The 23,674-nt window shown below is 60.6% G+C and carries 26 protein-coding genes; 16 read left to right on the forward strand and 10 right to left on the reverse strand.

What is annotated here, in order from left to right; genetic code table 11:
* Positions 1-299: 299 nt before the first annotated feature.
* Positions 300-875, reverse strand: coding sequence for a DJ-1 family glyoxalase III (locus PG879_RS06365; protein WP_128296725.1), 576 nt, complete (start codon positions 873-875; stop codon positions 300-302).
* Positions 876-905: 30 nt separating this feature from the next.
* Positions 906-1,853: a ketopantoate reductase family protein gene (locus tag PG879_RS06370; protein ID WP_210601687.1), complete on the reverse strand. Its 948-nt coding sequence runs from the start codon at positions 1,851-1,853 to the stop codon at positions 906-908.
* 358 nt (positions 1,854-2,211) lie between these two features.
* On the opposite strand from PG879_RS06370, the gene PG879_RS06375 reads away from it, so the two are divergent.
* The gene (locus PG879_RS06375) at positions 2,212-2,694 is read left to right on the forward strand and encodes a YajQ family cyclic di-GMP-binding protein (protein ID WP_010673357.1); all 483 of its coding nucleotides are present in this window, start codon (positions 2,212-2,214) and stop codon (positions 2,692-2,694) included.
* Positions 2,695-2,795: 101 nt separating this feature from the next.
* On the opposite strand, the gene PG879_RS06380 is transcribed toward PG879_RS06375, so the two are convergent.
* The 6 genes from PG879_RS06380 to PG879_RS06405 form a co-directional block, all read right to left on the reverse strand.
* A complete protein-coding gene (locus PG879_RS06380) occupies positions 2,796-3,602 on the reverse strand; it encodes a nucleoside-specific channel-forming Tsx family protein (protein WP_039040713.1) in 807 nt (268 codons plus the stop codon).
* A gap of 156 nt (positions 3,603-3,758) precedes the next feature.
* A complete protein-coding gene (locus PG879_RS06385) occupies positions 3,759-5,162 on the reverse strand; it encodes an AmpG family muropeptide MFS transporter (protein ID WP_210601686.1) in 1,404 nt (467 codons plus the stop codon).
* Between the two features lie 85 nt (positions 5,163-5,247).
* Positions 5,248-5,577: a hypothetical protein gene (locus tag PG879_RS06390; protein WP_119197398.1), complete on the reverse strand. Its 330-nt coding sequence runs from the start codon at positions 5,575-5,577 to the stop codon at positions 5,248-5,250.
* Positions 5,578-5,691: 114 nt separating this feature from the next.
* Entirely contained in the window at positions 5,692-6,243 is a 552-nt protein-coding gene (locus PG879_RS06395) for a peptidylprolyl isomerase (protein WP_010673361.1), read from the reverse strand.
* A 14-nt stretch (positions 6,244-6,257) separates the two neighbouring features.
* Positions 6,258-6,830, reverse strand: coding sequence for a YajG family lipoprotein (locus PG879_RS06400; protein ID WP_010673362.1), 573 nt, complete (start codon positions 6,828-6,830; stop codon positions 6,258-6,260).
* 24 nt (positions 6,831-6,854) lie between these two features.
* Complete coding sequence (locus PG879_RS06405; RefSeq protein ID WP_052816330.1) at positions 6,855-7,988, reverse strand: methyltransferase; 1,134 nt, start codon at positions 7,986-7,988, stop codon at positions 6,855-6,857.
* Positions 7,989-8,195: 207 nt separating this feature from the next.
* Between PG879_RS06405 and PG879_RS06410 the strand changes: the two genes are divergently transcribed.
* From PG879_RS06410 to nqrM, 9 genes are all read left to right on the forward strand, one after another.
* Positions 8,196-8,504: a BolA family protein gene (locus PG879_RS06410; protein WP_010673364.1), complete on the forward strand. Its 309-nt coding sequence runs from the start codon at positions 8,196-8,198 to the stop codon at positions 8,502-8,504.
* A 419-nt stretch (positions 8,505-8,923) separates the two neighbouring features.
* Positions 8,924-10,267, forward strand: a complete 1,344-nt coding sequence (locus tag PG879_RS06415) for a Na(+)-translocating NADH-quinone reductase subunit A (RefSeq protein ID WP_029313920.1) — start codon at positions 8,924-8,926, stop codon at positions 10,265-10,267.
* Positions 10,268-10,270: 3 nt separating this feature from the next.
* Positions 10,271-11,500, forward strand: a complete 1,230-nt coding sequence (locus tag PG879_RS06420; RefSeq protein WP_010673367.1) for an NADH:ubiquinone reductase (Na(+)-transporting) subunit B — start codon at positions 10,271-10,273, stop codon at positions 11,498-11,500.
* Positions 11,490-12,278: a Na(+)-translocating NADH-quinone reductase subunit C gene (locus PG879_RS06425; protein ID WP_052816328.1), complete on the forward strand. Its 789-nt coding sequence runs from the start codon at positions 11,490-11,492 to the stop codon at positions 12,276-12,278. The genes PG879_RS06420 and PG879_RS06425 overlap by 11 nt, the downstream gene beginning before the upstream one ends.
* The gene (locus PG879_RS06430; RefSeq protein ID WP_005303545.1) at positions 12,271-12,903 is read left to right on the forward strand and encodes an NADH:ubiquinone reductase (Na(+)-transporting) subunit D; all 633 of its coding nucleotides are present in this window, start codon (positions 12,271-12,273) and stop codon (positions 12,901-12,903) included. Before PG879_RS06425 ends, PG879_RS06430 begins: the two co-directional genes overlap by 8 nt.
* Before the next feature lie 3 nt (positions 12,904-12,906).
* Positions 12,907-13,503: an NADH:ubiquinone reductase (Na(+)-transporting) subunit E gene (gene nqrE, locus PG879_RS06435; RefSeq protein WP_005303538.1), complete on the forward strand. Its 597-nt coding sequence runs from the start codon at positions 12,907-12,909 to the stop codon at positions 13,501-13,503.
* Between the two features lie 17 nt (positions 13,504-13,520).
* The gene (nqrF, locus tag PG879_RS06440) at positions 13,521-14,744 is read left to right on the forward strand and encodes an NADH:ubiquinone reductase (Na(+)-transporting) subunit F (RefSeq protein WP_010673369.1); all 1,224 of its coding nucleotides are present in this window, start codon (positions 13,521-13,523) and stop codon (positions 14,742-14,744) included.
* A gap of 3 nt (positions 14,745-14,747) precedes the next feature.
* Entirely contained in the window at positions 14,748-15,785 is a 1,038-nt protein-coding gene (locus PG879_RS06445; protein ID WP_029313924.1) for an FAD:protein FMN transferase, read from the forward strand.
* Between the two features lie 11 nt (positions 15,786-15,796).
* Positions 15,797-16,021 (forward strand): (Na+)-NQR maturation NqrM, encoded by a 225-nt coding sequence (nqrM, locus tag PG879_RS06450; protein WP_010673371.1) that lies wholly within the window; start codon positions 15,797-15,799, stop codon positions 16,019-16,021.
* 81 nt (positions 16,022-16,102) lie between these two features.
* Here nqrM and PG879_RS06455 read toward each other — a convergent pair whose 3' ends face one another.
* The gene (locus PG879_RS06455; RefSeq protein WP_039040708.1) at positions 16,103-16,315 is read right to left on the reverse strand and encodes a hypothetical protein; all 213 of its coding nucleotides are present in this window, start codon (positions 16,313-16,315) and stop codon (positions 16,103-16,105) included.
* Positions 16,316-16,533: 218 nt separating this feature from the next.
* Between PG879_RS06455 and dinB the strand changes: the two genes are divergently transcribed.
* The 6 genes from dinB (at position 16,534) to rlmM (ending at position 23,161) form a co-directional block, all read left to right on the forward strand.
* Positions 16,534-17,586, forward strand: a complete 1,053-nt coding sequence (dinB, locus tag PG879_RS06460; protein WP_119197399.1) for a DNA polymerase IV — start codon at positions 16,534-16,536, stop codon at positions 17,584-17,586.
* A 67-nt stretch (positions 17,587-17,653) separates the two neighbouring features.
* Positions 17,654-19,789: a methyl-accepting chemotaxis protein gene (locus PG879_RS06465; RefSeq protein ID WP_270829923.1), complete on the forward strand. Its 2,136-nt coding sequence runs from the start codon at positions 17,654-17,656 to the stop codon at positions 19,787-19,789.
* 286 nt (positions 19,790-20,075) lie between these two features.
* Entirely contained in the window at positions 20,076-20,996 is a 921-nt protein-coding gene (locus tag PG879_RS06470) for a transcriptional regulator GcvA (protein ID WP_052816326.1), read from the forward strand.
* Positions 20,997-21,008: 12 nt separating this feature from the next.
* The gene (locus PG879_RS06475; RefSeq protein ID WP_042015876.1) at positions 21,009-21,644 is read left to right on the forward strand and encodes an alpha/beta fold hydrolase; all 636 of its coding nucleotides are present in this window, start codon (positions 21,009-21,011) and stop codon (positions 21,642-21,644) included.
* 43 nt (positions 21,645-21,687) lie between these two features.
* Positions 21,688-22,074 (forward strand): DUF423 domain-containing protein, encoded by a 387-nt coding sequence (locus PG879_RS06480; RefSeq protein WP_010673377.1) that lies wholly within the window; start codon positions 21,688-21,690, stop codon positions 22,072-22,074.
* Positions 22,067-23,161, forward strand: coding sequence for a 23S rRNA (cytidine(2498)-2'-O)-methyltransferase RlmM (gene rlmM, locus PG879_RS06485; RefSeq protein ID WP_041211280.1), 1,095 nt, complete (start codon positions 22,067-22,069; stop codon positions 23,159-23,161). The genes PG879_RS06480 and rlmM overlap by 8 nt, the downstream gene beginning before the upstream one ends.
* A gap of 66 nt (positions 23,162-23,227) precedes the next feature.
* Here the strand turns inward: rlmM and PG879_RS06490 are convergent, their stop codons facing one another.
* Entirely contained in the window at positions 23,228-23,671 is a 444-nt protein-coding gene (locus PG879_RS06490) for a hypothetical protein (RefSeq protein ID WP_010673379.1), read from the reverse strand.
* Between the last annotated feature and the right edge of the window lie 3 nt (positions 23,672-23,674).

Genomic DNA, 23,674 nt, shown 5'->3' on the forward strand with positions numbered 1-23,674 from the left:
AGGATCCATGGCCACAGGCCCGCAAATCAGGGGGAATGGCGGGGATCACAGGGTTGGATTGGCTGTTGATGGTCGGGTAAACCGGCCGGTCGGCATAACCGGAGTCAGGCGGCAGAGGCCGCACAGGGCAGGGTCAGGGCGGCGTGACGGCCACCCCAGAGCACATAACAGGCATAAGGGGCGCATGTTAACAGTCGGTGCCAGGCCGGGGAAGCCCGGATTGTTTTATCTAGCACAAGAGCAGCCAACATAGACCAAGCAAGGGGGCTCTGTCGCTTTCATCGGAGTGCCCGATGTGGTTATGGCGATAGCGAGGGGGGCAACACCATGGGACCGGCCACCGTACGGGCGGCCTCGTCACCGCGCAGTACCCGTACTATCTCGAGGGCGAACTCGATAGCGGTACCCGGGCCCTGGCTGGTGATCAGGCGATGGGCTTCATCGGTCACTACCCTTGCCGTGCTCAATTGTGTCGCGGGCAGACGGGCCTGAAAGCCCGGGTGGCAGGTGATGCTCGCATCCCCCAGCAAGCCGTGATGGTGCAGTACCACGGCGGGTGCGGCGCAGATGGCGGCGCGCCAGCGGCCGAGGTCTGCCTGCTCCCGTAGCAGGTCGATGGCGAGGGGGGTGTCGCGGATCACTTCGCTGCCGGGCAGACCGCCCGGCACGACCATGGCATCGAAGTCACGGGTGGTCAGCTCGTCGAGATGGCAATCCGCCACCAGTTGCACCCCGCGAGAGGCTCGGATCTGGCGCGCTCCAGTGGGGCAGCAGGAGGCCAGCACCACATCGATGCCACCCCGAACCAGGGTATCGACGATGGCAACCGTCTCTATCTCTTCCGACCCGGGGGCCACCAGTACCAGTACGTTCATCTTGCACTCCTTGCTTGCCAGCTGCTCTGCTCAGCGCTTCTCTTTGACGGCCTGATAGAGGCCCTGATTGACCGGCACCGCGATACCGTGAAGGGCGGCCTTGTTCAACAGGAAGCCGGTGATGGCTTCGATCTCGGTCTCGCGGCCCTGTTCCATGTCCTGATACATGGAAGAGTAATTGTCGGCGGTGAGCTCCACCACCATCATGACACGGCGTAGCAGCTCTTCGCTGCCGGTAGGCTGACCTTCGGCCCGCATGACGTCAGCCACTTCCACGCAGATTTGCTGCAGGACATCGGCAAAACGCAGGCCGGCCAATTCGCCGTTCTTGAGCTTGTAGAGCGCGGTGAGGGGATTGATGGCGCAGTTGACGGCGAGTTTCTGCCACTGGCGTGTCAGGATCTGCTCATCCCAGCCGGCCTGACCCAGAGCGCTGGCCAGCTCGTCGGCGAGGTGGGCATGGGCACGGGCCGCTTCGTTGACAGGGCCCAGCCAGGTCTCCCCCTTGCCGGTGTGGCGGAACACGAAGTGGCCGCTCTGCATGGCGCCATGGCTGGTGACGCCGGCGATCACCGGGTTGTCTGGGAAGAGTGCGACCACCTGATCGGCGATCCCCATGCCGTTGTGCAGCAGCACGATGGGCACCCCTGCCGCCAGTTGCCCGACCAGGGGAGTGAGGGCCGATATCACCTGCCCCGCCTTGGTCATGACCAGCAGGCGTTTGATGCTGCCCGGCTTGTCGATGAAGGCGCGTTTGATGGCCAGGAGCTGGGTATGCCCCTCAAGGGAGGTAAAGTCGACGCCGGGGTGCAAGGTGGCACGATGGTGCTCGCGCAGCAGGAGGCGGGTTGCTTGGCCGCTTTGGGTCAACAGGGAGGCGAAGACGCCGCCCAGGGCGCCGCAGCCCAGCAAGGTCCACTCGGGAGAGACAGGGTGACGGCGTGTTTTCAGGTTGTTGTCGCGTAATCCGCTTGGCATGAAGAGGCTCGATCATGGGAAGGGCTGCCATCCTGTCAACCGCCAACCCGGGATAAGGGAAGATGTCGCTTGGTGAATACCTGGAACCGATGCATGAGCTGACTGCCGGGTCGTGCTCAAGGCTCATGCGCAGCCAGGGAGCCTCATGTATGCATGACCATACGGGTGCCTGGGCTGCACTTCACCGAGTGTCGGACCTCTCGCGACTGCTCCTGAACGGGTTCTAACGGGTCTCACCATTCCTGTGCGCAGGGGATTCTAGCAGAGCAATCCCATCGAAATCAGCAAATTTGCCCGTTTTCTGGTAGATTTGCCCACCTGTCAGCACAACCTGAAGTACAGCATGAGGAGCCCGGCTATGCCGTCATTCGATATTGTCTCTGAAGTCAAAATGAACGAGGTGTTGAACGCCGTTGATAACGCCAACCGTGAACTGGCGACCCGTTTCGATTTTCGTGGTGTGGAAGCCAGCTTCGAATTGAACAAGGAAGAAGTGAAGCTGGAAGCCGATGCCGATTTCCAGCTCAAGCAGATGGTCGAGATCCTGCGCGGTGCTCTGCTCAAGCGCCAGATCGAGAACAGTTCCATGGACGTGGGTGACAGCGTCCACTCCGGCAAGCGTTTCCACCTGACCGTGAAGTTCAAGCAGGGGATCGACAAGGAAGTGGCCAAGAAGCTGGTGAAGCTCATCAAGGATTCCAAGATCAAGGTGCAGGCCGCCATCCAGGGCGACGAGGTGCGGGTCACCGGCAAGAAGCGCGACGATCTGCAAGAGACCATGGCTCTGGTGCGTGGCGCCGAACTGGGCCAGCCGATGCAGTTCCAGAACTTCCGCGATTGATGGCGAACGGGGAGGGCGCGGCTCTCCCCCACTGCCAGCATGAGGGCATAAAAAAACCGGAGCAGCTGCTCCGGTTTTTTGTGTCCGTGTGATGAGTTCGATTAGAACTTGTAGGTCACGGAGAAGTAGTGGCCGAAACCAGTGGTCTTCAGACCGTAGGAACCGTTCTGGATGCCGTAGATGTCGTTGAAGTACTTCAGACCGTAACCGACGGCGTAGCGGTCGGAGTGCCAGTACAGGCCGTTGAACATGGCGGTACCGTCGGTGGAAGTGTCCTTGGCATCAAACAGGTGATCCAGGTAACCCTGATAGGCTACGAAGCTGCCGTTGGAGAAGGTGTAGAAAGGCTTGAACCAGTTCATGGAGAACTGATAGCCGTTCCAGCCCTGCTCGCCACCGCCTTCATTGACGTGACGGGCATACAGGTTCATGCCCATTTTGCCGAACCAAGGCACCATGACGTCTGCACCCAAACCGGTCATGGCTTCAAACAGACCATCCGGACCACCTACGTTGATCAGGTTGGCGATGTAGACTTCCTGCACCGGGCCGAAGGAGAGATCTTTGCCGGTCATGGCATCGATGGAGATGCGCGGTGCAAATTTGATGAACAGGTTGTCCTGGTTGTGCTTGTCGTCGTGACGGTTCTGGAAGATGTCGAATACGTCGACGTAACCGTACAGATCGAAGATACCGGAACGGCCACCAAACTCCATTTCGAAGTAGGTATCGTTGTAACCACCTTCGGACTCAGCGTAGGGCAGCTGGTCGATGGTGTGCATCACGTTGAACTGGAACCACTTGTAGTCGTTCTTGTGGATGTCGCCGCTGTAGTCGGCAGCGAAGGCCGGAGTGGCGGAGGCAGCCAGCAGACCGGCAGCGATCAGAGTCTTGGTAAATTTGGCCATTTTATTGGTCTCTTGTGCGTTAGTTGAGGTTTTCCGTAGCCTGCCCACAAGGAGCGGGAGGGATTCTAGCCAAATAAATTCAACGGATAAACAAGCACCAGGGAACTTTGTCAGGATTTGTGAATCTAATCACCCCCTAAAATGCGCAAACGCTTGCTATTTGTGCGTTTGTAGTGACAAGGTGCTGCCTCGTTTGGCAACCATGATGATCAGGATCATCACCGGAATGCCGAGCAGACTGGTGCCGATGAAGAAGTGGCTGTAGCCGATCTGCTCCACCACGCGACCAGAAAACCCCGCCAGCAACTTGGGCAGCAACAGCATGATGGAGCTGAACAGGGCGTACTGGGTGGCGGAGAAGGCGACGTTGGTGAGGCTCGATAGATAGGTTACAAACGCAGCCGTCGCTATGCCGGCGCTGAGGTTGTCCAGCGAGATGATCAGAGTCAGCAGCTCCAGGTTGTGGCCCACTTCGTTGAGGAGAGCGAACAGCAGGTTGGTGCTGGCGGTCAGCACGGCGCCGAGGAACAGGATGCGCAGGGTGCCAAAGCGCATCACCAGCACGCCCCCGAGCGCGGCCCCCACCAGCGTCATGATGACGCCATAGACCTTGGTGATGGTGGCCACTTCCGTCTTGCTGAACTGCAGATCCACATAGAAACTGTTGGACATCACCCCCATCACCACGTCCGAGATGCGATAGCAGGCGATAAGCCCGAGGATCAGCAGGGCCGAGGAGCCGTAGCGACGGAAGAAGTCGGCGAAGGGACACCAGATGGCCTCGTAGGTCCAGGCCCCCAGCCCGGCCAGCATGGGTGACCAACCCCGTGCCAGCAGGGTGGCCTTGCGCGCCATCTGCTGCTCGTCCTGACTCTTGAGATCGATCTGCGGCTCGTGACTCATCAGGGTGGTGAGGATGCCAAGAGACATCAGCCCTCCCATCAGCAGATAGGTGAGCTGCCAGCCGCGATAGTCATAGCCGCTGTTGCTGCCGAGCCAGGCCGCCAGCGCAAGCGCCCCCGCTCCCGCCATGATCATGGCGAGTCGATACCCCGTCATATAGGACGCGGCCATGGCCGCCTGCAGCCGCTCGGGAGCGGATTCGATGCGATAGGCGTCGATGACGATGTCCTGGGTGGCAGAGGAGAAGGCCACCAGCAGGGCGAAGAGGGCCAGCTGGGCGAGCTGGGTCTTGGGATCGCAATAGGCCATCCCCACCAGGGAGAGGGCGATCAGCACCTGGGAGAACAGCATCCAGCTGCGTCGCCGCCCAAGCAGCCGTGACAGCAGGGGCAGGGGCAGCCGATCCACCAGGGGCGACCACAGCCACTTGAAACCGTAGGCCAGGGCTACCCAGCTCATGTAGCCAATGTCGGTCAGGCTGACATCCGCTTCGCGCAGCCAGAACGAGAGGGTGCCAAAGACCAGCAGCAAGGGCAGGCCGGAGGAGAATCCCATGGCAAACAGGATGAGTACCCGCGCTTCCAGATAGACGGCGAGGGCATCTCGCCAGCGGGTGGCGCGGCCCGGTGTGTGGCTGGGCGGGCGGAGATTGTTCAACTGCCTGACTCCTCGGGGAAAAGGGGGTCATTTTGTCAGGTTCGGCAGGCGTAGCCAAGGCAAGCCGAGTGGCGGGCGGCAGGTTTCAGGGGCGCGAGCCGATGCAGTGGTGCGGGCAGGGGCCCTCGTCGGCGAGAAAATTGGCGCAGGCCATGAGTTGCAGGCGCAGCGCGTCATCACAAAGGAGGCGCTGCTCATCCCACAGGTGCAGGCTGTGAAGCAGATGCCAGAACACCCCTTCCTGTGCGTTGGCGGGAGCCTTGTCCATGGGGATCACGCAGAGCGCCTGCCAATGGGAGAGGAGCTGCCAGCTCAAGTCCTCCAGCTGCTGGTAGGGAATCTTGCGTGCCAGAAAATGGCGAACCGCCTGGGCTAGCGGGCCGGCGTGTTGGGCTATGTAATCATGACAGGTCACCGGTTCCTCCTTCTGGTTCTGCTCCCCGATGCGTGGCACACATCGGGGAGCAGAGTATAGAAAAAGAGATTGGTGACCCGTTCAGGGACGCGGTGGAATGTGATCCGGGCCGCGTTATTTGTCCGCGAGCAGCACCACTTTCTTCAGGATGATGGGGCTGGTGGGGACGTCGTTGGCACGCAGGATGGAGCTGTAGCCGGTCTGGACCTGGGCCAGTTTGTCCAGCACCTCCATCCCCTTCACGACCTGGCCGAACACGGTGTAACCGGCGCCGGCATTGGCGTTGAGGTTGTCGTTGTCCACCAGATTGAAATAGAACTGGCGAGTGGCGCTGTCGACCGCCTGGGTGCGGGCCATGGCGATGGTGCCGCGCTTGTTGGGCAGGCCGCCTCTGGACTCGTTGACCACGGGATCGAAGGTCGGCAGGGGCTGGAACTGCTGGTTGTAGCCCCCACCCTGCACCACGAAGTTCTGGATCACCCGGTGGAACAGGCTACCGTCATAGCTGCCGTCTGCCACGTAGCGCAGGAAGTTCTTCACGGTCTGGGGCGCCTGTTTGGGGGCCAGCTCCACGACGATGGTGCCATGGTTGGTCTCCATCTGGACTTTTTGACCGGCAAAAGCCAGGGGGGCGATCAGGGTGACCAGTAACCAGAGTTTCTTCATTTATATGTCCTCGCTCAGCTCGGCTGGCCCTTGAGATAACCGCGCAGTGCCTCGTCGGCCATGATCTGCTGCAGCACGCTGCCCAGCTGCTGGTTCAGAGTGGATTCCAGATCGGCCATGCTCGGCTCGCCCGGGCTCTCTTTGCTGGAGGACATGTTGAACTGCTTGGTCAGCTTGCTGCCCTGGAAGTCGGCAATCACCTGCAGGCTGACGCGGGACTTGGTGACATAGGTGAAGGTCTTCTCTTCCACGGTGACGGCGGCAGTGGAGATGGCCAGCGTCAGGTTGGTGGTGCCGCTGTTGCCCACTTCCAGGCCCTGGCTGCGCAGCCCTTCCGCGAGTTTTTCAGCCAGCAGGCTGTTGAGAGGCTGACTGCTGTTCACCAGCACAGGGGCCTTCTCTTTCTTCTTGATGGAGAAGACATAGGCGGCTTCACGCTTGTCCACCCCTTCCATGGTGATGCGGTTGCCGGAGTAGTACTGCTGGTTGGAGGGGATGACTTGCGGGTTGAGCAGGGCGCTCTCGGGCCAGTGAGTAGCACAACCGCCCAATACCAGAGCGGCCAGCAGCAAGAGTGACTTTTTCATCATGGGTTTCCTTTAGCTTTATCTTTAGCGTTTGATGGCTTTCAAAATAACGAATTTGCTGTTCGACGCAACGACTTGTGCGTTGCCAAACAGGCGCTTGAGTTTGTTGTGATAGTCCAGATGACGGTTGCCTACTATCCAGAGTTCGCCCCCCTGAGGCAACACCCGGTGGGCGTCGCTGAACATCTGCCAGGCGATGTGATCGGTGATCGCCTGCAACTGATGGAAGGGGGGATTGCAGAGGATCCTGTCCGCTGCCCCGACGGGAACGTCATCGAGACAGTTGTTGACCATGAAGTGGGCACGGGGCAGGGCATCGGGCAGGTTGTGCTCGACGTTGAGCCGTGCGGACGCCACCGCCATCCGGGATTCGTCGATGAAGGTCACCTCCACCTCGCTGTCCCGCGCGAGCAGGGAGAGCCCGAGCACGCCGTTGCCACAGCCCAGATCGATCACCCTGCGGGCACTGTGGATGGGCAGGTTGTCCAGCATGAAGCGGGCGCCGATATCCAGGCTGGTGCGCGAGAACACGTTGGCATGGTTGTGGATGAGCATGTCGGTGCCTTCCAGCGGCCAGACGGTCGGGAAGGGACTGGTCAGGGACGGGCGCTCGGCGGCCGGGGTGCAATGAATGAGGCGCGCCTTCTTCCAGGCGAGCGAGGTGCGGGTCTCCCCCAGATACTTTTCGAACAGCTTGAGGGTGGAGGTGTGGATGTCCTTGGCCTTGCCGGCAGCAATGATGCGGGTCGCAGGGGTCACGACCCCGCGCAGGGCAAGCAGTTGCTGCTCCAGCAGCGCCTGATACTTGGAGACCTTGATCACCACCAGGGCGGGGGCATCGGGCAGGGGGGCCAGGGCATCCTGCAGGGTGATGGAGTGGGGATCCAGCCCGTTTTCCGCCAGGTTGGCCAGGGTGGCCCGCTCGCTGATGTGGGAGTCGGTCACGCAGACGGGGGCGTGGGCATGCAGGTAGCCTGCCAGGGCACCGAAGCCGTCGTTCATGATGATGACGGGGCCGTCAGGTGCCTGCTGCGATTCGGCAAGGTGGCTTATCAGGTACTCGTCCGCCGCATCCCAGGCCTGCAGGGGGTCCTGGCTCTGCCGTGGGTAACGATACAGGGTCAGGCGGCAGTGGGCCGTGTCGAGCAGGGTTTGCATAGGCAAGAGTCCAACGTGTGATTGATGAATGGCGACCGTCTGCCCCGTGTTGCCCGGCAGCGGTGAAAGTGGCGCTATTCTAGCGGCGGCGGAGAAATTCACCAGTCCGGTGCGGCGAGAGCGAGCGGATCCTTCGTACCTGATGCATCGGGCGCACAACCCTGGCTACAATGGCCGGATATTCAACGAGGAGTCCTTACCGTGAGCATGCAACAACAGATAGAGGCCAAGCTGGCCGCCGCGCTCTCCCCGAGCCACCTGGAAGTGATCAATGAGAGCTACATGCACAGGGTGGCACCGGGCTCCGAAAGCCACTTCAAGGTAGTCGTGGTGAGCCAGGCGTTTGAGGGACAGCGTTTGCTGGGTCGCCATCGTCAGGTGAACGGGGTGCTGGCCGACGAGCTGGCGGGAGCCATTCATGCATTGGCGCTGCATACCTATACCGAATCCGAGTGGCAGGCCAGGGAGCAGGCGCCAAAGACGCCGGGTTGCGTCAGCAAATCCCCCTTTGCGTGAGCCGTTGGACCTTCTGATGGCGCCTTCCTCGGGCCATTAACAGCGCTATCACGAATGGTGTGCCGCCAGGGATGAGGGGTGTAGCATTATTTTTTCTAATCCTTTTCCTTACGCCTGAAAAATACCTCTATATGGTTGGTTTTGCGAAAAGTCCTTTAAAACCACGGTTTGCAAGGACGTGCGCGAAATATTCAGTGAAGGTTAATTTTGTGATAGGGCGGGGATTTTCCCCATTTGGCGTGGCGGCTAACTCGCCTAAGGTGGTAAACTCAGGCGCTTTTGAATGATCCTGTATGTTGCTGATTTGTTTATTTCTTCGACAGCTTTCCGCGATGTTGACGGGCTCATTCAACAACTCGTCGTGATGTATTTCTCGGCGCTAACCAACCTGTCTTCCCTTAACGGTAGTGCAAGTGAGTATGATTACAATTAAAAGAGGACTGGACATCCCCGTGCTGGGTGCTCCGGAGCAAGTAATCTACGATGGCCCGGCCATCACCCGTGTTGCTACACTCGGCGAAGAGTTCGTGGGGATGCGTCCTACTATGTTTGTCAAAGTAGGTGATCGCGTCATTAAAGGTCAGGAGCTCTTCGAAGATAAGAAGAATCCCGGCGTTAAATTCACGGCCCCTGCCACCGGTGTGGTTTCTGAGATCAACCGTGGTGCCAAGCGTGTTCTCCAGTCCGTCGTCATCGACATCGATGGGTCCGACGAGCAGGTGACCTTTGAGCATTTTGCCTCCGCCGAGCTGGCACAGCTCGAGCGCAGCAAGGTGCAGGAGATCCTGGTCGCATCAGGCCAATGGACCGCGCTGCGTACCCGCCCGTTCAGCAAGGTGCCGGCCGTGGGCTCCACCCCGCGCGCCATCTTCGTCACCGCCATGGACACCAACCCGCTGGCCGCCAGTGCGGAGCTGATCATCAAGGAACAGGCCCAGGCCTTCCTCGACGGTCTGGCCGTGCTGACCCGCCTGACCGATGGTACCGTCCACGTCTGCAAGGGCGAAGCCAGCCTGCCGCACTCCTCCCTGGCCCAGGTCAAGGAAGCCGTGTTCGTCGGTCCGCATCCCGCCGGTCTGCCGGGCACCCACATCCACTTCCTGGATCCGGTCGGTGCCAACAAGGTGCAGTGGCACATCAACTATCAGGACGTGATCGCTTACGGCAAGCTGTTCACCACCGGCCAGATCTTTACCGACAAGGTGATCTCCCTGGCTGGCCCGAACGTCATCAAGCCGCGTCTGCTGCGTACCCGTCTGGGTGCCAGCCTCAGCCAGCTGACCAACAACGAGCTGCGTGCGGACGAAAACCGCATCATCTCCGGTTCCCTGCTGAGCGGTGCCAAGGCCGAAGGGGTCCATGACTACCTGGGTCGCTTCCACAACCAGGTGAGCGTGCTGGGCGAAGGCCGTGAGAAAGAGTTCATGGGCTGGGTCAAACCCAGTGCCAACAAGTTCTCCATCACCCGTACCACCCTCTCTCACCTGATGAAGGGCAAACTCATCAACTTCACTACCACCACCAACGGTAGTGATCGCTCCATGGTGCCTATCGGCAACTATGAGCGTGTGATGCCGCTCGACATCCTGCCGACCCTGCTGCTGCGGGATCTGATCTCCGGTGATACCGACAGCGCGCAGGCGCTCGGCTGCCTGGAGCTGGATGAGGAAGATTTGGCGCTCTGTACCTTCGTCTGCCCCGGCAAGACAGAGTACGGCCCCGTCTTGCGTGAGTGCCTGACCAAGATCGAACTGGAAGGTTAAGCGATGAGTTTCAAGCAACTTCTTGAAAATATGGAACATCACTTCGAGCCGGGTGGCAAGTACGCAAAGTACTATGCCTTGTTCGAAGCGGCGTACACCCTGTTTTATACCCCGGGTTCCGTGACCCGCAATGCCGCCCATGTCCGTGATGCGATCGATCTGAAGCGCATGATGATCATGGTGTGGCTGGCTGTGTTCCCGGCCATGTTCTGGGGCATGTACAACGTCGGCAACCAGTCTATCGCCGCTATCGCCCACATGGGCAGCGCGGCCGGTGCCGATTCCTGGCAATACGCCCTGGCCACCCTGTTCGGTGCCTCGCTGGATCCGGCCGTCGCCGGCATCGGCAGCAAGATGCTGATCGGTGCGGCGCACTTCTTCCCGATCTACATCACCGTCTTCATCGTCGGTGGTTTCTGGGAAGTGTTGTTCGCCATGGTGCGCAAGCACGAGATCAACGAAGGCTTCTTCGTGACCTCCATCCTGTTCGCCCTGATCGTGCCGCCCGAGCTGCCCCTGTGGCAAGCTGCCCTGGGTATCACCTTCGGTGTGGTGCTGGCCAAGGAAGTGTTCGGTGGTACCGGCAAAAACTTCCTGAACCCGGCGTTGGCGGGTCGTGCCTTCCTGTTCTTCGCCTACCCGGGTCAAATCTCCGGTGATGCGGTCTGGGTTGCCGTTGACGGCTTCTCCGGCGCAACCGCACTGAGCCAGTGGGCCCAGGGCGGCCAGATGGCGCTGATCAACGGTGCCACCGGTGAAGCCATCAGCTGGATGGATGCCTTCCTTGGCAACCTGCCCGGTTCCATCGGTGAAGTTTCCACCCTGATGATCCTCATCGGCGCAGCCATGATCGTCTACATGCGCATCGCCTCCTGGCGCATCATCGCCGGCGTCATGGTCGGCATGGTCGCGACCTCCCTGCTGTTCAACGTCATCGGTTCCGATACCAACCCCATGTTCAGCATGCCGTGGCACTGGCACCTGGTGTTAGGTGGCTTCGCGTTCGGCATGGCCTTCATGGCGACCGACCCCGTTTCCGCTGCCTTCACCAACAAGGGCAAGTGGTGGTATGGCGCCCTGATCGGCGTGATGGTGGTGCTGATCCGGGTAGTGAACCCTGCATTCCCGGAAGGCATGATGCTGGCCATTCTGTTCGCCAACCTGTTTGCCCCCTTGTTTGACCATTTCGTGGCACAGGCGAACATCAAGCGGAGGATCGCACGTGGCGTTTAATAAAGACTCTACTACCGGCACTCTCGCCGTAGTGACCGGTCTGTGTCTGGTCTGCTCCATCGTGGTCTCCGTGGCCGCCGTGGGTCTGCGTCCGGCCCAGCTGGAAAACAAGGCGCTGGACAAGCAAAGCAACATCCTGTCCGTCGCCGGCGTCGACATCAGCGCTGTGGCCAAGCGTGACCTGGCCCAGCTCTATGGCGACAAGATTGAAGCGCGTCTGGTGGATCTGACCACTGGTGAGTTCGTTGACGGCGATGCCGACAACTTCGACACCAAGGTTGCCGCCAAGGACCCGGCCAAGAGCATCCGTCTGGCCCCGGCCGACGACAAGGCCGGCCTGCGTCAAATCTCCAAACTGATCCCGGTGTTCTTCGCCAAAGATGCCGAAGGCAAGGTCGACAACATCATCCTGCCGATCTACGGCCAGGGTCTGTGGTCCACCATGTACGCCTTCGTAGCAGTCGCGGCCGATGGCCAGACCATCAAGGGCATCACCTACTATGACCACGGTGAAACCCCGGGTCTGGGTGGCGAGATCGAGAATCCGGCCTGGCGCGAGCTGTTCGTCGGCAAGAAGCTGTTCGACCAGAACGGCCAGCCTGCGCTGCGGGTGATCAAGGGCCATGCTCCGGCTGGTTCCGAGCATGAAGTCGACGGCCTGTCTGGTGCAACCCTGACCGGTAATGGTGTACAGCACACCTTCGACTTCTGGATGGGCCCCAAGGGCTTCGGTCCCTTCCTGGCCAAAGTACGTGCAGGAGAAATCAACAATGGCTGACAAGAGCGAAATGAAAAAGTTGCTGTTGACGCCTGTGCTCGGCAACAACCCCATCGCACTGCAGGTGCTGGGTGTCTGTTCCGCGCTGGCCGTTACCAGCCAGATGAAGACGGCGTTCGTGATGACGCTGGCCGTTACTGCGGTCACCGCCTTCTCCAACCTGTTCATCTCCCTGATCCGCAACCAGATCCCGAACAGCGTGCGGATCATCGCCCAGATGGCGGTGATTGCCTCGCTGGTTATCGTGGTTGACCAGGTGCTCAAGGCGTATGCCTATGACATCTCCAAGCAACTGTCGGTGTTCGTCGGCCTCATCATCACCAACTGTATCGTGATGGGTCGTGCCGAAGCCTACGCCATGAAGAGTGCCCCGCTGCCCTCCTTCCTGGACGGTATCGGCAACGGTCTGGGTTATGGCGCCGTGCTGCTGACCGTGGCCACCGTGCGCGAGATCCTGGGTTCCGGCACCTGGTTCGGCATCGAGCTGCTGCCGCTGGTGAACAATGGTGGCTGGTATGTGCCCAACGGCCTGCTGCTGCTGCCGCCGAGTGCTTTCTTCATCATTGGTCTGATCATCTGGGGCGTGCGCACCAAGGATCCCAAGCAGGTGGAGGCGAAGGATTAAGGTATGGAACACTATATCAGTCTGTTGATTCGCTCGATCTTCATCGAGAACCTGGCGCTCTCCTTCTTCCTGGGGATGTGTACCTTCCTGGCGGTGTCCAAGAAGGTCAAGACCGCCATGGGTCTGGGGATTGCCGTTATCGTGGTTCAGACCGTTGCCGTCCCGGCCAACAACCTGATCTACAACTACGTGCTCAAAGACGGTGCCCTGGTATCCGGTCTGGATCTGAGCTTCCTGAGCTTCATCACCTTCATCGGGGTGATCGCGGCCCTGGTGCAGATCCTGGAGATGGCGCTGGACAAGTACTTCCCGGCCCTCTACAACGCCCTCGGTATCTTCCTGCCGCTCATCACCGTGAACTGCGCCATCTTCGGCGGCGTCTCCTTCATGGTGCAGCGTGACTACAACTTCGTTGAGTCCGTGGTCTATGGCGTGGGTTCGGGTGCAGGCTGGATGCTGGCTATCGTCGCGATGGCAGGGATCCGCGAGAAGATGAAATATTCCGATGTTCCGGAAGGCCTGCGCGGCCTCGGCATCACCTTCATCACCGCGGGTCTGATGGCGCTGGGCTTCATGTCCTTCTCTGGTATTTCCCTGTAATCGGAAAGGAAATATAGATGGAAATTATTCTGGGTGTGGTCATGTTCACCGTGATCCTGCTGGCCTTGGTGGCAGTCATTCTGTTCGCCAAGTCCAAGCTGGTGACCGCCGGTGACGTGACAATCAGCATCAACGGCGACCCGGCCAAGGCTGTGACCAGCCCGGCGGGTGGCAAGCTGCTTGGCGTGCTCGCCGGCAGTGGTATCTTCGTCTCCTCCGCCTGTGGCGGCGGCGGCTCCTGTGGTCAGTGCAAGGTGCGTGTGAAATCCGGCGGCGGCGACATCCTGCCGACCGAGCTGGATCACATCAGCAAGGGCGAAGCCCGTCATGGGGAGCGTCTGGCCTGCCAGGTCACCGTGCGTTCCGACATGGACATCGAGCTGCCGGAAGAGATCTTCGGCGTGAAGAAGTGGGACTGTACCGTCATCTCCAATGACAACAAGGCCACCTTCATCAAGGAGCTCAAGCTGCAGATCCCCGATGGCGAGAGCGTGCCGTTCCGTGCCGGTGGTTATATCCAGATCGAAGCGCCTGCCCACCACGTGCAGTACAAGAACTTTGATATTCCCGAGGAGTATCGTGGCGACTGGGATCGCTTCAAGATCTTCGAGCTGGAGTCCAAGGTCAACGAGCCGATCATCCGTGCCTACTCCATGGCGAACTATCCGGAAGAGTTCGGCATCATCATGCTGAACGTGCGGATCGCGACTCCGCCGCCCAGCAACTGGACTGCCCCTCCCGGCCAGATGTCTTCCTACATCTTCAGCCTGAAGGCTGGTGACAAGGTGACCATCTCCGGTCCGTTCGGCGAGTTCTTTGCCAAGGACACCGACGCCGAAATGGTGTTCGTCGGTGGTGGTGCGGGTATGGCGCCGATGCGCTCCCACATCTTCGACCAGCTGCGCCGTCTGAAGACCAAGCGCAAGATGAGCTTCTGGTACGGTGCCCGTTCCAAGCGCGAGATGTTCTATGTCGAAGACTTCGACATGCTGCAGGCCGAGAACGACAACTTCCAGTGGCACGTCGCCCTGTCCGATCCGCAACCGGAAGACAACTGGGATGGCTACACCGGCTTCATCCACAACGTGTTGTTCGAGAACTACCTCAAGAACCACGAGGCGCCTGAGGATTGCGAGTTCTACATGTGCGGGCCTCCCGTGATGAACGCCGCCGTCATCAACATGCTGAAGAACCTCGGTGTTGAAGACGAGAACATCCTGCTGGATGACTTCGGTGGTTAATCCATGCACAGCGTTGTAAAGACCTGGCTAGCCTTCGGGCTAGCCTTTTTCTTGACTGGGTGCGGTCAGGAAACGGTCCAATCGAAGCCGGAGATCCACATCACCGGCAGCACCATGGGTACCTACTACTCCATTAAGGTGGCAGATAGCGCCGTTCAGGATGCCGCCAGGCTGCAAGCCGAGGTCGACGTCTTGCTGGAGCGGGTCAACGATCAGATGTCGACCTATCGCCCGGATTCCGAGCTGTCACGCTTCAACCAGCACAAGAGCAATACTCCTGTGGTGGTTTCCCGCGATACCGCGCGGGTGGTGACCGAGGCCATTCACATTGGCCGCGAGAGCCGTGGGGCGCTGGATGTCACCGTCGGTCCGCTGGTCAATCTGTGGGGCTTTGGGCCGGATGCCAGACCGACCAAGGTGCCGTCCGACGAGCTGATCGCCCAGACCCGGCAGAAGACGGGCCTTGGCAATCTGCATGTGATAACCTCTGCCGATGCCGATACTCTGCAAAAGGACATCCCGGACCTCTACGTGGATCTCTCCGCCATTGCCAAGGGGTTTGGCGTGGACAAGGTGGCCGAGTACCTGGAGTCCCAGGGGGCGCGCAACTATCTGGTGGAGATCGGCGGCGAGCTGCGCATCAACGGCGTCAACGGCAAGGGGCATCCCTGGCGTGTCGCCATCGAGAAGCCGACCGTCAATGCCGGTTCCGTACAGGAGGTGATCCTTCCCGGTGACAACGGGGTGGCCACCTCGGGCGAGTACCGCAACTATTACGAGCTGGACGGCAAGCGCTTCTCCCACACCATGGATCCGCTGACGGGCAAGCCCATCCAGCACCGCCTGGTGTCGGTGACCGTCATCCACCCCTCCTGCATGACTGCAGACGGGTTGGCGACCGTGTTCATGGTCATGGGGCCGGAGAAGAGCCTGGCCTATGCCAAGGAACGGGGGCTGGCCATCTTCACCATCACCAAGACGGATGACGGGTTCGAAGAGGCCTATTCGGATGCCTTCAAACCATATCTGGTCAAGAAGTAAGGGGTAACTACATGCAGATCTTTCTGATCACCTTCGGGGTGTTTCTGATGGTCGTGGTGGCCATGGCCATCGGCTACATTTTCCAGCGCAAGTCCATCTCCGGCTCCTGTGGCGGCCTGGGTTCCATCGGGATCGAGAAGGAGTGCGACTGCCCCGAGCCTTGTGACAACCGCAAGAAGAAGATGGCCAAGGAAGAGGCCCGTCGCAAGATGCTGGTGGACAACCGCATCATCTAACGGCGGATATCGCTCTGAAGGCAGCCTTGCAACGAAACGAGCCGACCCCTGGGTCGGCTCGTTTTTATATGTGGCATGGGGTCAGTAGTCATATTGGCTGCATGCCTTTGCCTTGAACTCTTTCTTTCGCTTTGCCAGCTCTTCCCTAGTGCCCAGTTCATCCCCCTGCCTGATGGCGGTTTCCAGTATCTCGATGCGCTTGTACAGCCAGCTGCATTCGGCTGTCGGGTGATCCTTGGCCATGGTCGCTAGCGGCAACAGCAGCAGGCAGAGCCCCGCCCGGATGATGCTCATGCTTCTCCTCCTTGAGTCTCGTGTGGATGTGGCCTTGAGAGTCTATGCCGCCGCGCCCGCGCGCAGACTGGCAGAAATGACAGGCTTGGGGTAGCATGGAACGTTCAACTGGTTATTCATACAGTATTTTTGTCGTTCGACACGCCTCCTCGCCGGATGCCCAGGGTCTATCCCTATGATCTGTTCGGGAGGCTGTCGACACAGCAACAGACACGGCCATGCGCAAGATCATTCACATCGACATGGACTGCTTCTTCGCCGCGGTGGAGATGCGGGACAACCCGGCCCTCAGGGAGGTGCCGCTCGCCATTGGTGGCGCCGCCGACCGACGCGGGGTCATCTCCACCTGCAACTACGTGGCGCGCCGCTTCGGGGTGCGCTCCGCCATGCCGAGCGCCCTGGCCAGAAAGCTTTGTCCGCCATTGGTGCTGATCCCCGGGCGGATGGCCGTCTACAAAGAAACTTCGCGCCAGTTGCGCGCCATCTTCCTGCGCTACACCGAGCAGGTGGAGCCGCTCTCCCTCGATGAAGCCTATCTCGACGTGACCCAGAGTCCCCGCTGCGGTGGCAGCGCCACCATGATGGCGGCGGAGATCCGCGCCGCCATCAGCGCCGAGCTTGGGTTGACTGCCTCGGCCGGTGTGGCGCCGAACAAGTTTCTGGCCAAGCTCGCCTCGGAGCAGCGCAAGCCTGACGGCCTGTTCGTCATCCGCCCCCAGGAGGTGGACGAGTTCGTGCGTCAGCTCCCTCTTGGCAAGTTGCCCGGCATCGGCCGCAAGACGGCAGAGCGGCTGGAGTCCCTCGGGCTGTATTCGTGCGAAGATGCCCGCCAGCTCGGCAACGAGGAGCTGATCGCCCGTTTCGGCAAGCTCGGGGAGATGCTGGCCGGCCGCATCTGGGGGCATGACGATCAGCCGGTGCAGGCCAGGCGGGTGCGCAAGAGCATCGGTGTGGAGACGACGCTCGCCAGCGACGTGCTGGACGAGGACGCCTGCTGGCAGGTGCTTAGCCGGCTCATTCCCGAGCTGGAGCAGCGTTTTGCCAAGGCCTGCCCTGCGGAGATGCTGATGGGGCAGGGGATCAAGCTGAAGTTTGCCGATTTTCACCAGACCACCGTTTATCGCAAGGGGAGTTATCAGGCGGCCCGCTTCCACGATCTGCTGCACGAGGGACTGCAACGGGCTCAAGGAAAGCCCATTCGCCTGCTCGGTCTGGTCGTTGGTTTGCCCGGAGCGGGTGAAATCAATCAATTAAGCCTGGATTTCTGCTGATTTAGTTAAGTTTTTGTATCCAAAACCGATACAGTGTTCACATCTGTAGACGTTAGGAAATAGTGGCATGAGTTCTCTTTCTGTTCAGGGACGGATCACCCTGATCGCCGGTTGCTGTCTGCTGGCCAGTGCCGTCGCGCTGGTGGCTTCTTCTCTTTTCAACGCGGCCCGCATGCAGGAGCAGGTGCTCACCTCCACCACCCTGGAGGGGCAGCACGCGGCAGAAAACTGGATGCAGGCCATGGGAGCGACCCAGGCAGCCCGGGTGACCAGCTACCTCGATGAGGCTTACTTCAGGGCGACCCTGCTTGCCGAGGGTATCTTGTTCCAGCGCAAGAACGCGGCCGACAACTTCGTTCACTCCGAGGCGCTGCGCAATGCCGTCAACCAGCAGTTGCAGGATGCGGCGGAGTCGTCAGCGAACCTGCTCGGTGTCTATGCGGTATTCGAACCCAACCAGCTCGACGGGGAGGATGACAACTATCAGGGGTCGACGGCGCTCGGGGCCAACGACAAGGGGCGTTTCTCCAGCTATTGGGCCAGGGTCGATGGCAAGGTGACCCTGGAGGTGATGGACGAGGCGATACTGGCCAACGACAAGCCCTCCGGACACGGCGGCCTTGAGAACGACTGGTACAGTTGCAGCATCCGCAGCAAGGCGCTCTGTCTGCTCGAACCCTATGTGGACGAGGTGGGGACCCAGCAGGTGTTGATGACCTCGGTAACCGTGCCGCTGCTGGACCAGGGCTCCCTGCTTGGCATGGTGGGGGTCGACATCTCCCTGGGGACCCTGCAGAGCCTGGTGGAAGAGATGGGCCGGACCCTCTACAAGGGGCAGGGCAAGGTGCTTCTGCTCAGCAGTGAAGGGCGGGTGGCCGGCGTGGAAGGGTTCCCCGTCGCCCTTGGCAATCTGCTGGAGCAGCAAGGGCTGGCGCAGGATCTCAAGGGGTGGCTGACCAAGGGAGATGTGGTGACGCGCTGGAGCCCGGATGGCGCACTGTTGCAGACCTTCGTGCCGGTCAGCATGCGCGGTACGGATCGCAAGTGGGGCACCTATATCGAGCTGCCCCGCGCCGTGGTGCTCGCCTCGGCCCTGCAACTGCAAGGGGAGCTTGAGGATCAGGCCCAGCGCATCGTGGCCACCCAGCTCACGATAGGTGGCGGGATTTCGGCGCTCGCCCTGCTCTGCATCTGGCTGATGGCCCAGCGCATCGTGGCGCCCATCCGTGCCGTGGTGGCACGCCTCAAGGACATCGCCAGCGGGGAGGGGGATCTCACCCAGCGCATCGATCTGCGCAGGGATGACGAGATAGGCGAGCTGGCCAAGTGGTTCAACAACTTCCTGGACAAACTGCAATCCACCATCAGCCAGGTGATCGACACCGTTGCGGGCACTCGGGCCAGTGCGGCCCTGGCGGCGCAAGGGGCAGCCCGTACCAGCGCCGGCATGCAGTCCCAGTATCAGGAGGTGGATCTGGTGGCGACCGCGTTTGAAGAGTTGAGCGCTACCGCCCTGCAGGTCGCCGGCAATGCCAATGCGGCGGTGGCGGCGGCCGATGAGGCCGACACGGCGGCTCAGGAGGGCAAGTCCGTGGTGGCGCAGACCCAGGAGGCCATGTCCAGACTGATGACGGTGATAAGCGACGCCAAACCAGTGGTGGAACACCTCTCCGCCAACAGCGACAACATCAACGACATCCTGGTGGTGATCCAGGGGATTGCCGAGCAGACCAACCTGCTTGCCCTGAACGCGGCCATCGAGGCGGCCCGAGCCGGTGAGCAGGGGCGCGGTTTTGCGGTGGTCGCCGACGAGGTGCGCAACCTGGCGGGCCGAACCCAGAACGCCATCGTCGAGATCCAGAACCTCATCGGCCAGTTGCAGTCGGGGACGGAGGCGGTGGTGAAGGCGATCCTGACCGGTCATCACCAGGCGGATCTGACCCTCACCAAGGTGGAGCAGTCGGTCAGCGTGCTGGAGCAGATCATCCAGGCTGTCGGCACCATCCACCAGATGAACGAGCAGATCGCGAGGGCCGCGCAGGAGCAGAGCGGAGTGGCGGACGAGATCAATCGCAACGTCAGCAACATTCGCGATGTGAGCCATACCATTCGGGTGGAAGCGGCGACCTCCGCTGACAACGGGCGCGAGCTGTCGCAACTGGCGGACAAGCAGCAGCAACTGGTGGGCCAGTTCCGGGTGTAGGGGAGGATAAGAAAAAAGGCGCCATCCAACCGGAGGCGCCAAACACATTCAGATGACAGACTGGGTTAAATCGACCTGATTTAGCCCTTCTTCCCGCAGAGGAAGAAACACAACACCACAATCACTGTCGACTCACTCACAAAAACCACATGTAAACCAACATGGAAGAGAAGGTGTGAGCCATATGACAACGAATTGCGTGGCGAATTATGTTTATTCACTGGTCGACCCGCAACCGACAATTTATAATGCGCCCCATTAGAAAAATTCATCGTCGGCCGATTCCATGTCTCGTCGTTTACCTCCGCTCAATGCACTGAAAGCGTTTGAAGCAGCGGCTCGTCACTTGAGCTTTACCCGCGCAGCAGAAGAGCTGTTCGTGACCCAGGCAGCCATCAGCCACCAGATCAAGGCGCTGGAGGAGTATCTCGGCATCAAGCTGTTTCGCCGCAAGAATCGCTCCCTGCTACTGACCGAGGAGGGGCAGAGCTACTTCCTCGACATCAAGGACATCTTCGCCTCCATCTCCGAGGCGACCGACAAGCTGCTGGCCCGCAGCGCCAAGGGGGCGCTCACCGTCTCCCTGCAGCCGAGCTTCGCCATCCAGTGGCTGGTGCCCCGCCTGGTCAAGTTCAGCGAACGCCACCCGGACATCGATGTGCGGATCAAGGCGGTGGACATGGACGAGGGGTCGCTGACCGACGACGTGGACGTGGCCATCTACTACGGCCGCGGCAACTGGCCGGGTCTTCGTTCGGACAAGCTGCACACCGAGTACCTGATCCCGGTCTGCTCGCCCCTGTTGCTGACCGGCCCCAAGCCCCTGCGCACCCCGGACGATCTGATCCGTCACACCCTGCTGCACGACACCTCCCGGCGCGACTGGAAGGCCTGGTTCCGCCAGCTCGACATCGATGCCCCCAATGTCAATCAGGGGCCCATCTTCAGCCACTCCACCATGGTGATCCAGGCGGCGATCCACGGTCAGGGGGTGGCGCTCGGCCACAGCGTGCTGGCCCAGCCGGAGATCGAGGCGGGTCGTCTCATCTGCCCGTTCGAGCAGGTGCTGGTGAGCAAGAACGCTTTCTATCTGGTGTGTCAGGAGCAGCAGTCCGATCAGGGCAAGATAGTGGCCTTCCGTGACTGGATGCTGGAACTGGTGGAGCAGGAAGAGGCCCGCAGGCGTGCCCGCCTTGCCGATGCCTGAGGAGTTGACCTGGTGACTGACCTGACAAGAGAGGGGGCGAGTGACGCCCCCGTTCGCATTCTGCTGGCCCACGGCGCGGGGGCGGGCATGGAGCACAGCTTCCTGGCCGAGTTGTCGCGACTGCTGGCGGGGCCGGAGATCGAGGTGGTGCGCTTCAACTTCCCCTACATGACCAAACGGGCTCAGGACGGCAAACGCAGGCCGCCGGACAGACAACCCGTGCTGCTGGCTCACTGGCGCGAGATGGTGCGCCAGTTTGCCCATCCCCGGCTGTTTCTGGCGGGCAAGTCCATGGGGGGAAGGATGGCGGCCGAGCTGTTTTGCGAGGGGGGCGACGAGATGGATGCTGCAGGATTGATCGTTCTCGGGTATCCTTTCCACCCCCCGGCCAAGCCCGACGCATGGCGGGGCGAGGTGCTCAAGCAGATCACGACGCCCACGCTGCTGCTGCAGGGGGAGCGCGATACCTTCGGTTCCCGCGCCGAGCTGGCCGATTTCCCCTTCTCACCCGCCGTATCGGTCCACTGGCTGACCGACGGGGATCATGGTTTCAAACCGAGAAAGGCGAGCGGCATGAGCGAGCAGGAGAACCTGCGCCTGGCCGCGGAGCGGATCAAGGGTTTTATCGCGGCGGTGGGCCGCTCCTGACCATCTCGAGCGGGTCGAGAGAAGAAGCGTGCAAGGAGAGAAGATGCAGATCCAACGACATTGGCTGGTGCTGGCGGGCTTCTTCGGCCTGACGGCCACCATGCTCGGGGCCTACGGCGCTCATGGGCTGGCGGCGACCGGCATTGCTCCTTCGTTGCTGGCGGCGTTCAACACCGCCGTGCAATACCAGTTTTTCCACGCCCTGGCCCTGCTGGTGCTGGGGTTGTGCGGCGTGCGCGGCAAGGTGATCACCTTCGCGGGCGCCGTCTTTGTGCTGGGGATCCTGGGATTCTCCGGCAGTATTTACGCCATGGTGCTGCTTGGCAGCAAGGGGTTGGGGCTCATCACCCCGGCCGGTGGCCTCTGTTTTATGTTGGGATGGGCGGCTCTGATGTGGGCCGGCTGTCGTCTTGGAGGAAAGAATGAATAATCTGCTGCTTTATTGCCGCCCGGGTTTTGAGAAAGAGGCGGCGGCAGAGATCACCGAGCGTGCCGGCAACATGCAGTGCTACGGCTTTGCCCGGGTCAAGGACGACAGCGGCTATGTGATCTTCGAGTTGTATGACGAGGAGCAGGCCGATCTGCTGGCGCGCAAGCTGCCGTTCCGCGAGCTCATCTTCATTCGCCAGATGCTGGTGGTGACCCACGAGCTGAAAGATCTGGAGATAAGCGATCGGGTCTCTCCCATCTTGGAGGCGGCGAGCGGTTACGCCATTTGCGGTGATCTGCGGGTGGAGACGGCCGATACCAACGAGGCGAAGGAGCTCTCCGCCTTTTGCCGCAAGTTCACCGTGCCGCTTCGCCAGGCGCTGCGCAGCAACGAGATCCTGACCAAGAAGGAGACCCCGAACCGTCCCGTGTTCCACGCCTTCTTCCTGGCCAATGACCACCTGATGCTGGGGTACTCCTACTCCTTCAACAACTCTGCCTTCCACATGGGGATCCCGCGCCTGCGCTTCCCGGCCGATGCCCCGAGCCGCTCCAGCCTCAAGCTGGAAGAGGCGTTCTACGTCTTCGTGCCGAAGGAAGAGTGGGACTTGCGCCTGTGCTCCGGCCTGAAGGCTGTGGATCTCGGCGCCTGCCCGGGTGGCTGGACCTATCAGCTGGTGCGTCGCGGCATGATGGTGACGGCGGTGGACAACGGCATGATGGCCCAATCCCTGATGGACACAGGTCAGGTGAAGCACATCCGTGACGATGGTTTCGTGTGGCGGCCGAGCAAGAAGAATACCTACTGGCTGGTGTGCGACATGGTGGACAAGCCTGCGCGAGTGACCCACATGGTGGCCGACTGGTTCAGGGAGAACGACTGTCAGGAAGCCATGTTCAACCTCAAGCTGCCGATGAAGAAGCGCTATGCCGAGGCGGTGCACAACATCGAGGTGCTGCGCGGACTGCTGGCGGAGATCGACAGCGGCTTCATCATTCAGGCCAAGCAGCTCTATCACGATCGCGAAGAGATCACGGTGCACGTCTACAACAAGTTCTGGGTCTCCAAGCTGGCACCCAAGTCCTGAAGCAGCATCGGGAACAGGGCATGAAAAAACCGGACGGCGACGTCCGGTTTTGTTGTGTCTGGGTCATCAGAATCGGTAGTCCAGACGCATCATGGACTCGTCGTCGGTGATCTTCAGCTCAATTTGCAGGGGAATGGTCTTGTCACTGGGGTTGAACTGCATCTTGACGCCATCCCCGCGAAGCTTGACCGAGGTGTTGATGCCGCCAGCGTTGAACTTGATCCTGGGCTTTTGCTTTTCGAAGGAGAGGCTGACGCTCTTCTCTGCCGTGAGGTTCAGCTTCTGATAGGGGGTGATCTGCCGATTGCCGTTGCTGTCGGTGGTGATATCCACCCCCAGAGAGAGCGGCTTGGGCTGTTTGAGCAGATCGTTGGTATCCAGGGTGGATTGCCAGGTCTGCTTGGCTGGCGCCTCGTGCTGGGGAGGCGGCGTCAACCAGGCATTGTCGACTGGCCTGTCTAATGCCGTGGCACTGCTGCTGACGATCAGCAAGATGAAAGTAGCACGCATGGT

It is taken from the genome of Aeromonas sp. QDB63, assembly GCF_027707425.1.
GTDB lineage: Bacteria > Pseudomonadota > Gammaproteobacteria > Enterobacterales > Aeromonadaceae > Aeromonas > Aeromonas caviae.

Bases quoted from the DNA above. Each gene is read 5' to 3' on its own strand.
- PG879_RS06400 (WP_010673362.1), bottom strand. From the start codon at position 6,830: ATGAAAAAGTCACTCTTGCTGCTGGCCGCTCTGGTATTGGGCGGTTGT.
- PG879_RS06415 (WP_029313920.1), top strand. From the start codon at position 8,924: ATGATTACAATTAAAAGAGGACTGGACATCCCCGTGCTGGGTGCTCCG.
- nqrF (WP_010673369.1), top strand. From the start codon at position 13,521: ATGGAAATTATTCTGGGTGTGGTCATGTTCACCGTGATCCTGCTGGCC.
- PG879_RS06430 (WP_005303545.1), top strand. From the start codon at position 12,271: ATGGCTGACAAGAGCGAAATGAAAAAGTTGCTGTTGACGCCTGTGCTC.
- nqrE (WP_005303538.1), top strand. From the start codon at position 12,907: ATGGAACACTATATCAGTCTGTTGATTCGCTCGATCTTCATCGAGAAC.
- PG879_RS06375 (WP_010673357.1), top strand. From the start codon at position 2,212: ATGCCGTCATTCGATATTGTCTCTGAAGTCAAAATGAACGAGGTGTTG.
- PG879_RS06370 (WP_210601687.1), bottom strand. From the start codon at position 1,853: ATGCCAAGCGGATTACGCGACAACAACCTGAAAACACGCCGTCACCCT.
- PG879_RS06465 (WP_270829923.1), top strand. From the start codon at position 17,654: ATGAGTTCTCTTTCTGTTCAGGGACGGATCACCCTGATCGCCGGTTGC.
- PG879_RS06405 (WP_052816330.1), bottom strand. From the start codon at position 7,988: ATGCAAACCCTGCTCGACACGGCCCACTGCCGCCTGACCCTGTATCGT.
- dinB (WP_119197399.1), top strand. From the start codon at position 16,534: ATGCGCAAGATCATTCACATCGACATGGACTGCTTCTTCGCCGCGGTG.
- PG879_RS06380 (WP_039040713.1), bottom strand. From the start codon at position 3,602: ATGGCCAAATTTACCAAGACTCTGATCGCTGCCGGTCTGCTGGCTGCC.
- PG879_RS06445 (WP_029313924.1), top strand. From the start codon at position 14,748: ATGCACAGCGTTGTAAAGACCTGGCTAGCCTTCGGGCTAGCCTTTTTC.
- rlmM (WP_041211280.1), top strand. From the start codon at position 22,067: ATGAATAATCTGCTGCTTTATTGCCGCCCGGGTTTTGAGAAAGAGGCG.
- PG879_RS06395 (WP_010673361.1), bottom strand. From the start codon at position 6,243: ATGAAGAAACTCTGGTTACTGGTCACCCTGATCGCCCCCCTGGCTTTT.
- nqrM (WP_010673371.1), top strand. From the start codon at position 15,797: ATGCAGATCTTTCTGATCACCTTCGGGGTGTTTCTGATGGTCGTGGTG.
- PG879_RS06480 (WP_010673377.1), top strand. From the start codon at position 21,688: ATGCAGATCCAACGACATTGGCTGGTGCTGGCGGGCTTCTTCGGCCTG.
- PG879_RS06455 (WP_039040708.1), bottom strand. From the start codon at position 16,315: ATGAGCATCATCCGGGCGGGGCTCTGCCTGCTGCTGTTGCCGCTAGCG.
- PG879_RS06470 (WP_052816326.1), top strand. From the start codon at position 20,076: ATGTCTCGTCGTTTACCTCCGCTCAATGCACTGAAAGCGTTTGAAGCA.
- PG879_RS06420 (WP_010673367.1), top strand. From the start codon at position 10,271: ATGAGTTTCAAGCAACTTCTTGAAAATATGGAACATCACTTCGAGCCG.
- PG879_RS06410 (WP_010673364.1), top strand. From the start codon at position 8,196: ATGCAACAACAGATAGAGGCCAAGCTGGCCGCCGCGCTCTCCCCGAGC.
- PG879_RS06490 (WP_010673379.1), bottom strand. From the start codon at position 23,671: ATGCGTGCTACTTTCATCTTGCTGATCGTCAGCAGCAGTGCCACGGCA.
- PG879_RS06365 (WP_128296725.1), bottom strand. From the start codon at position 875: ATGAACGTACTGGTACTGGTGGCCCCCGGGTCGGAAGAGATAGAGACG.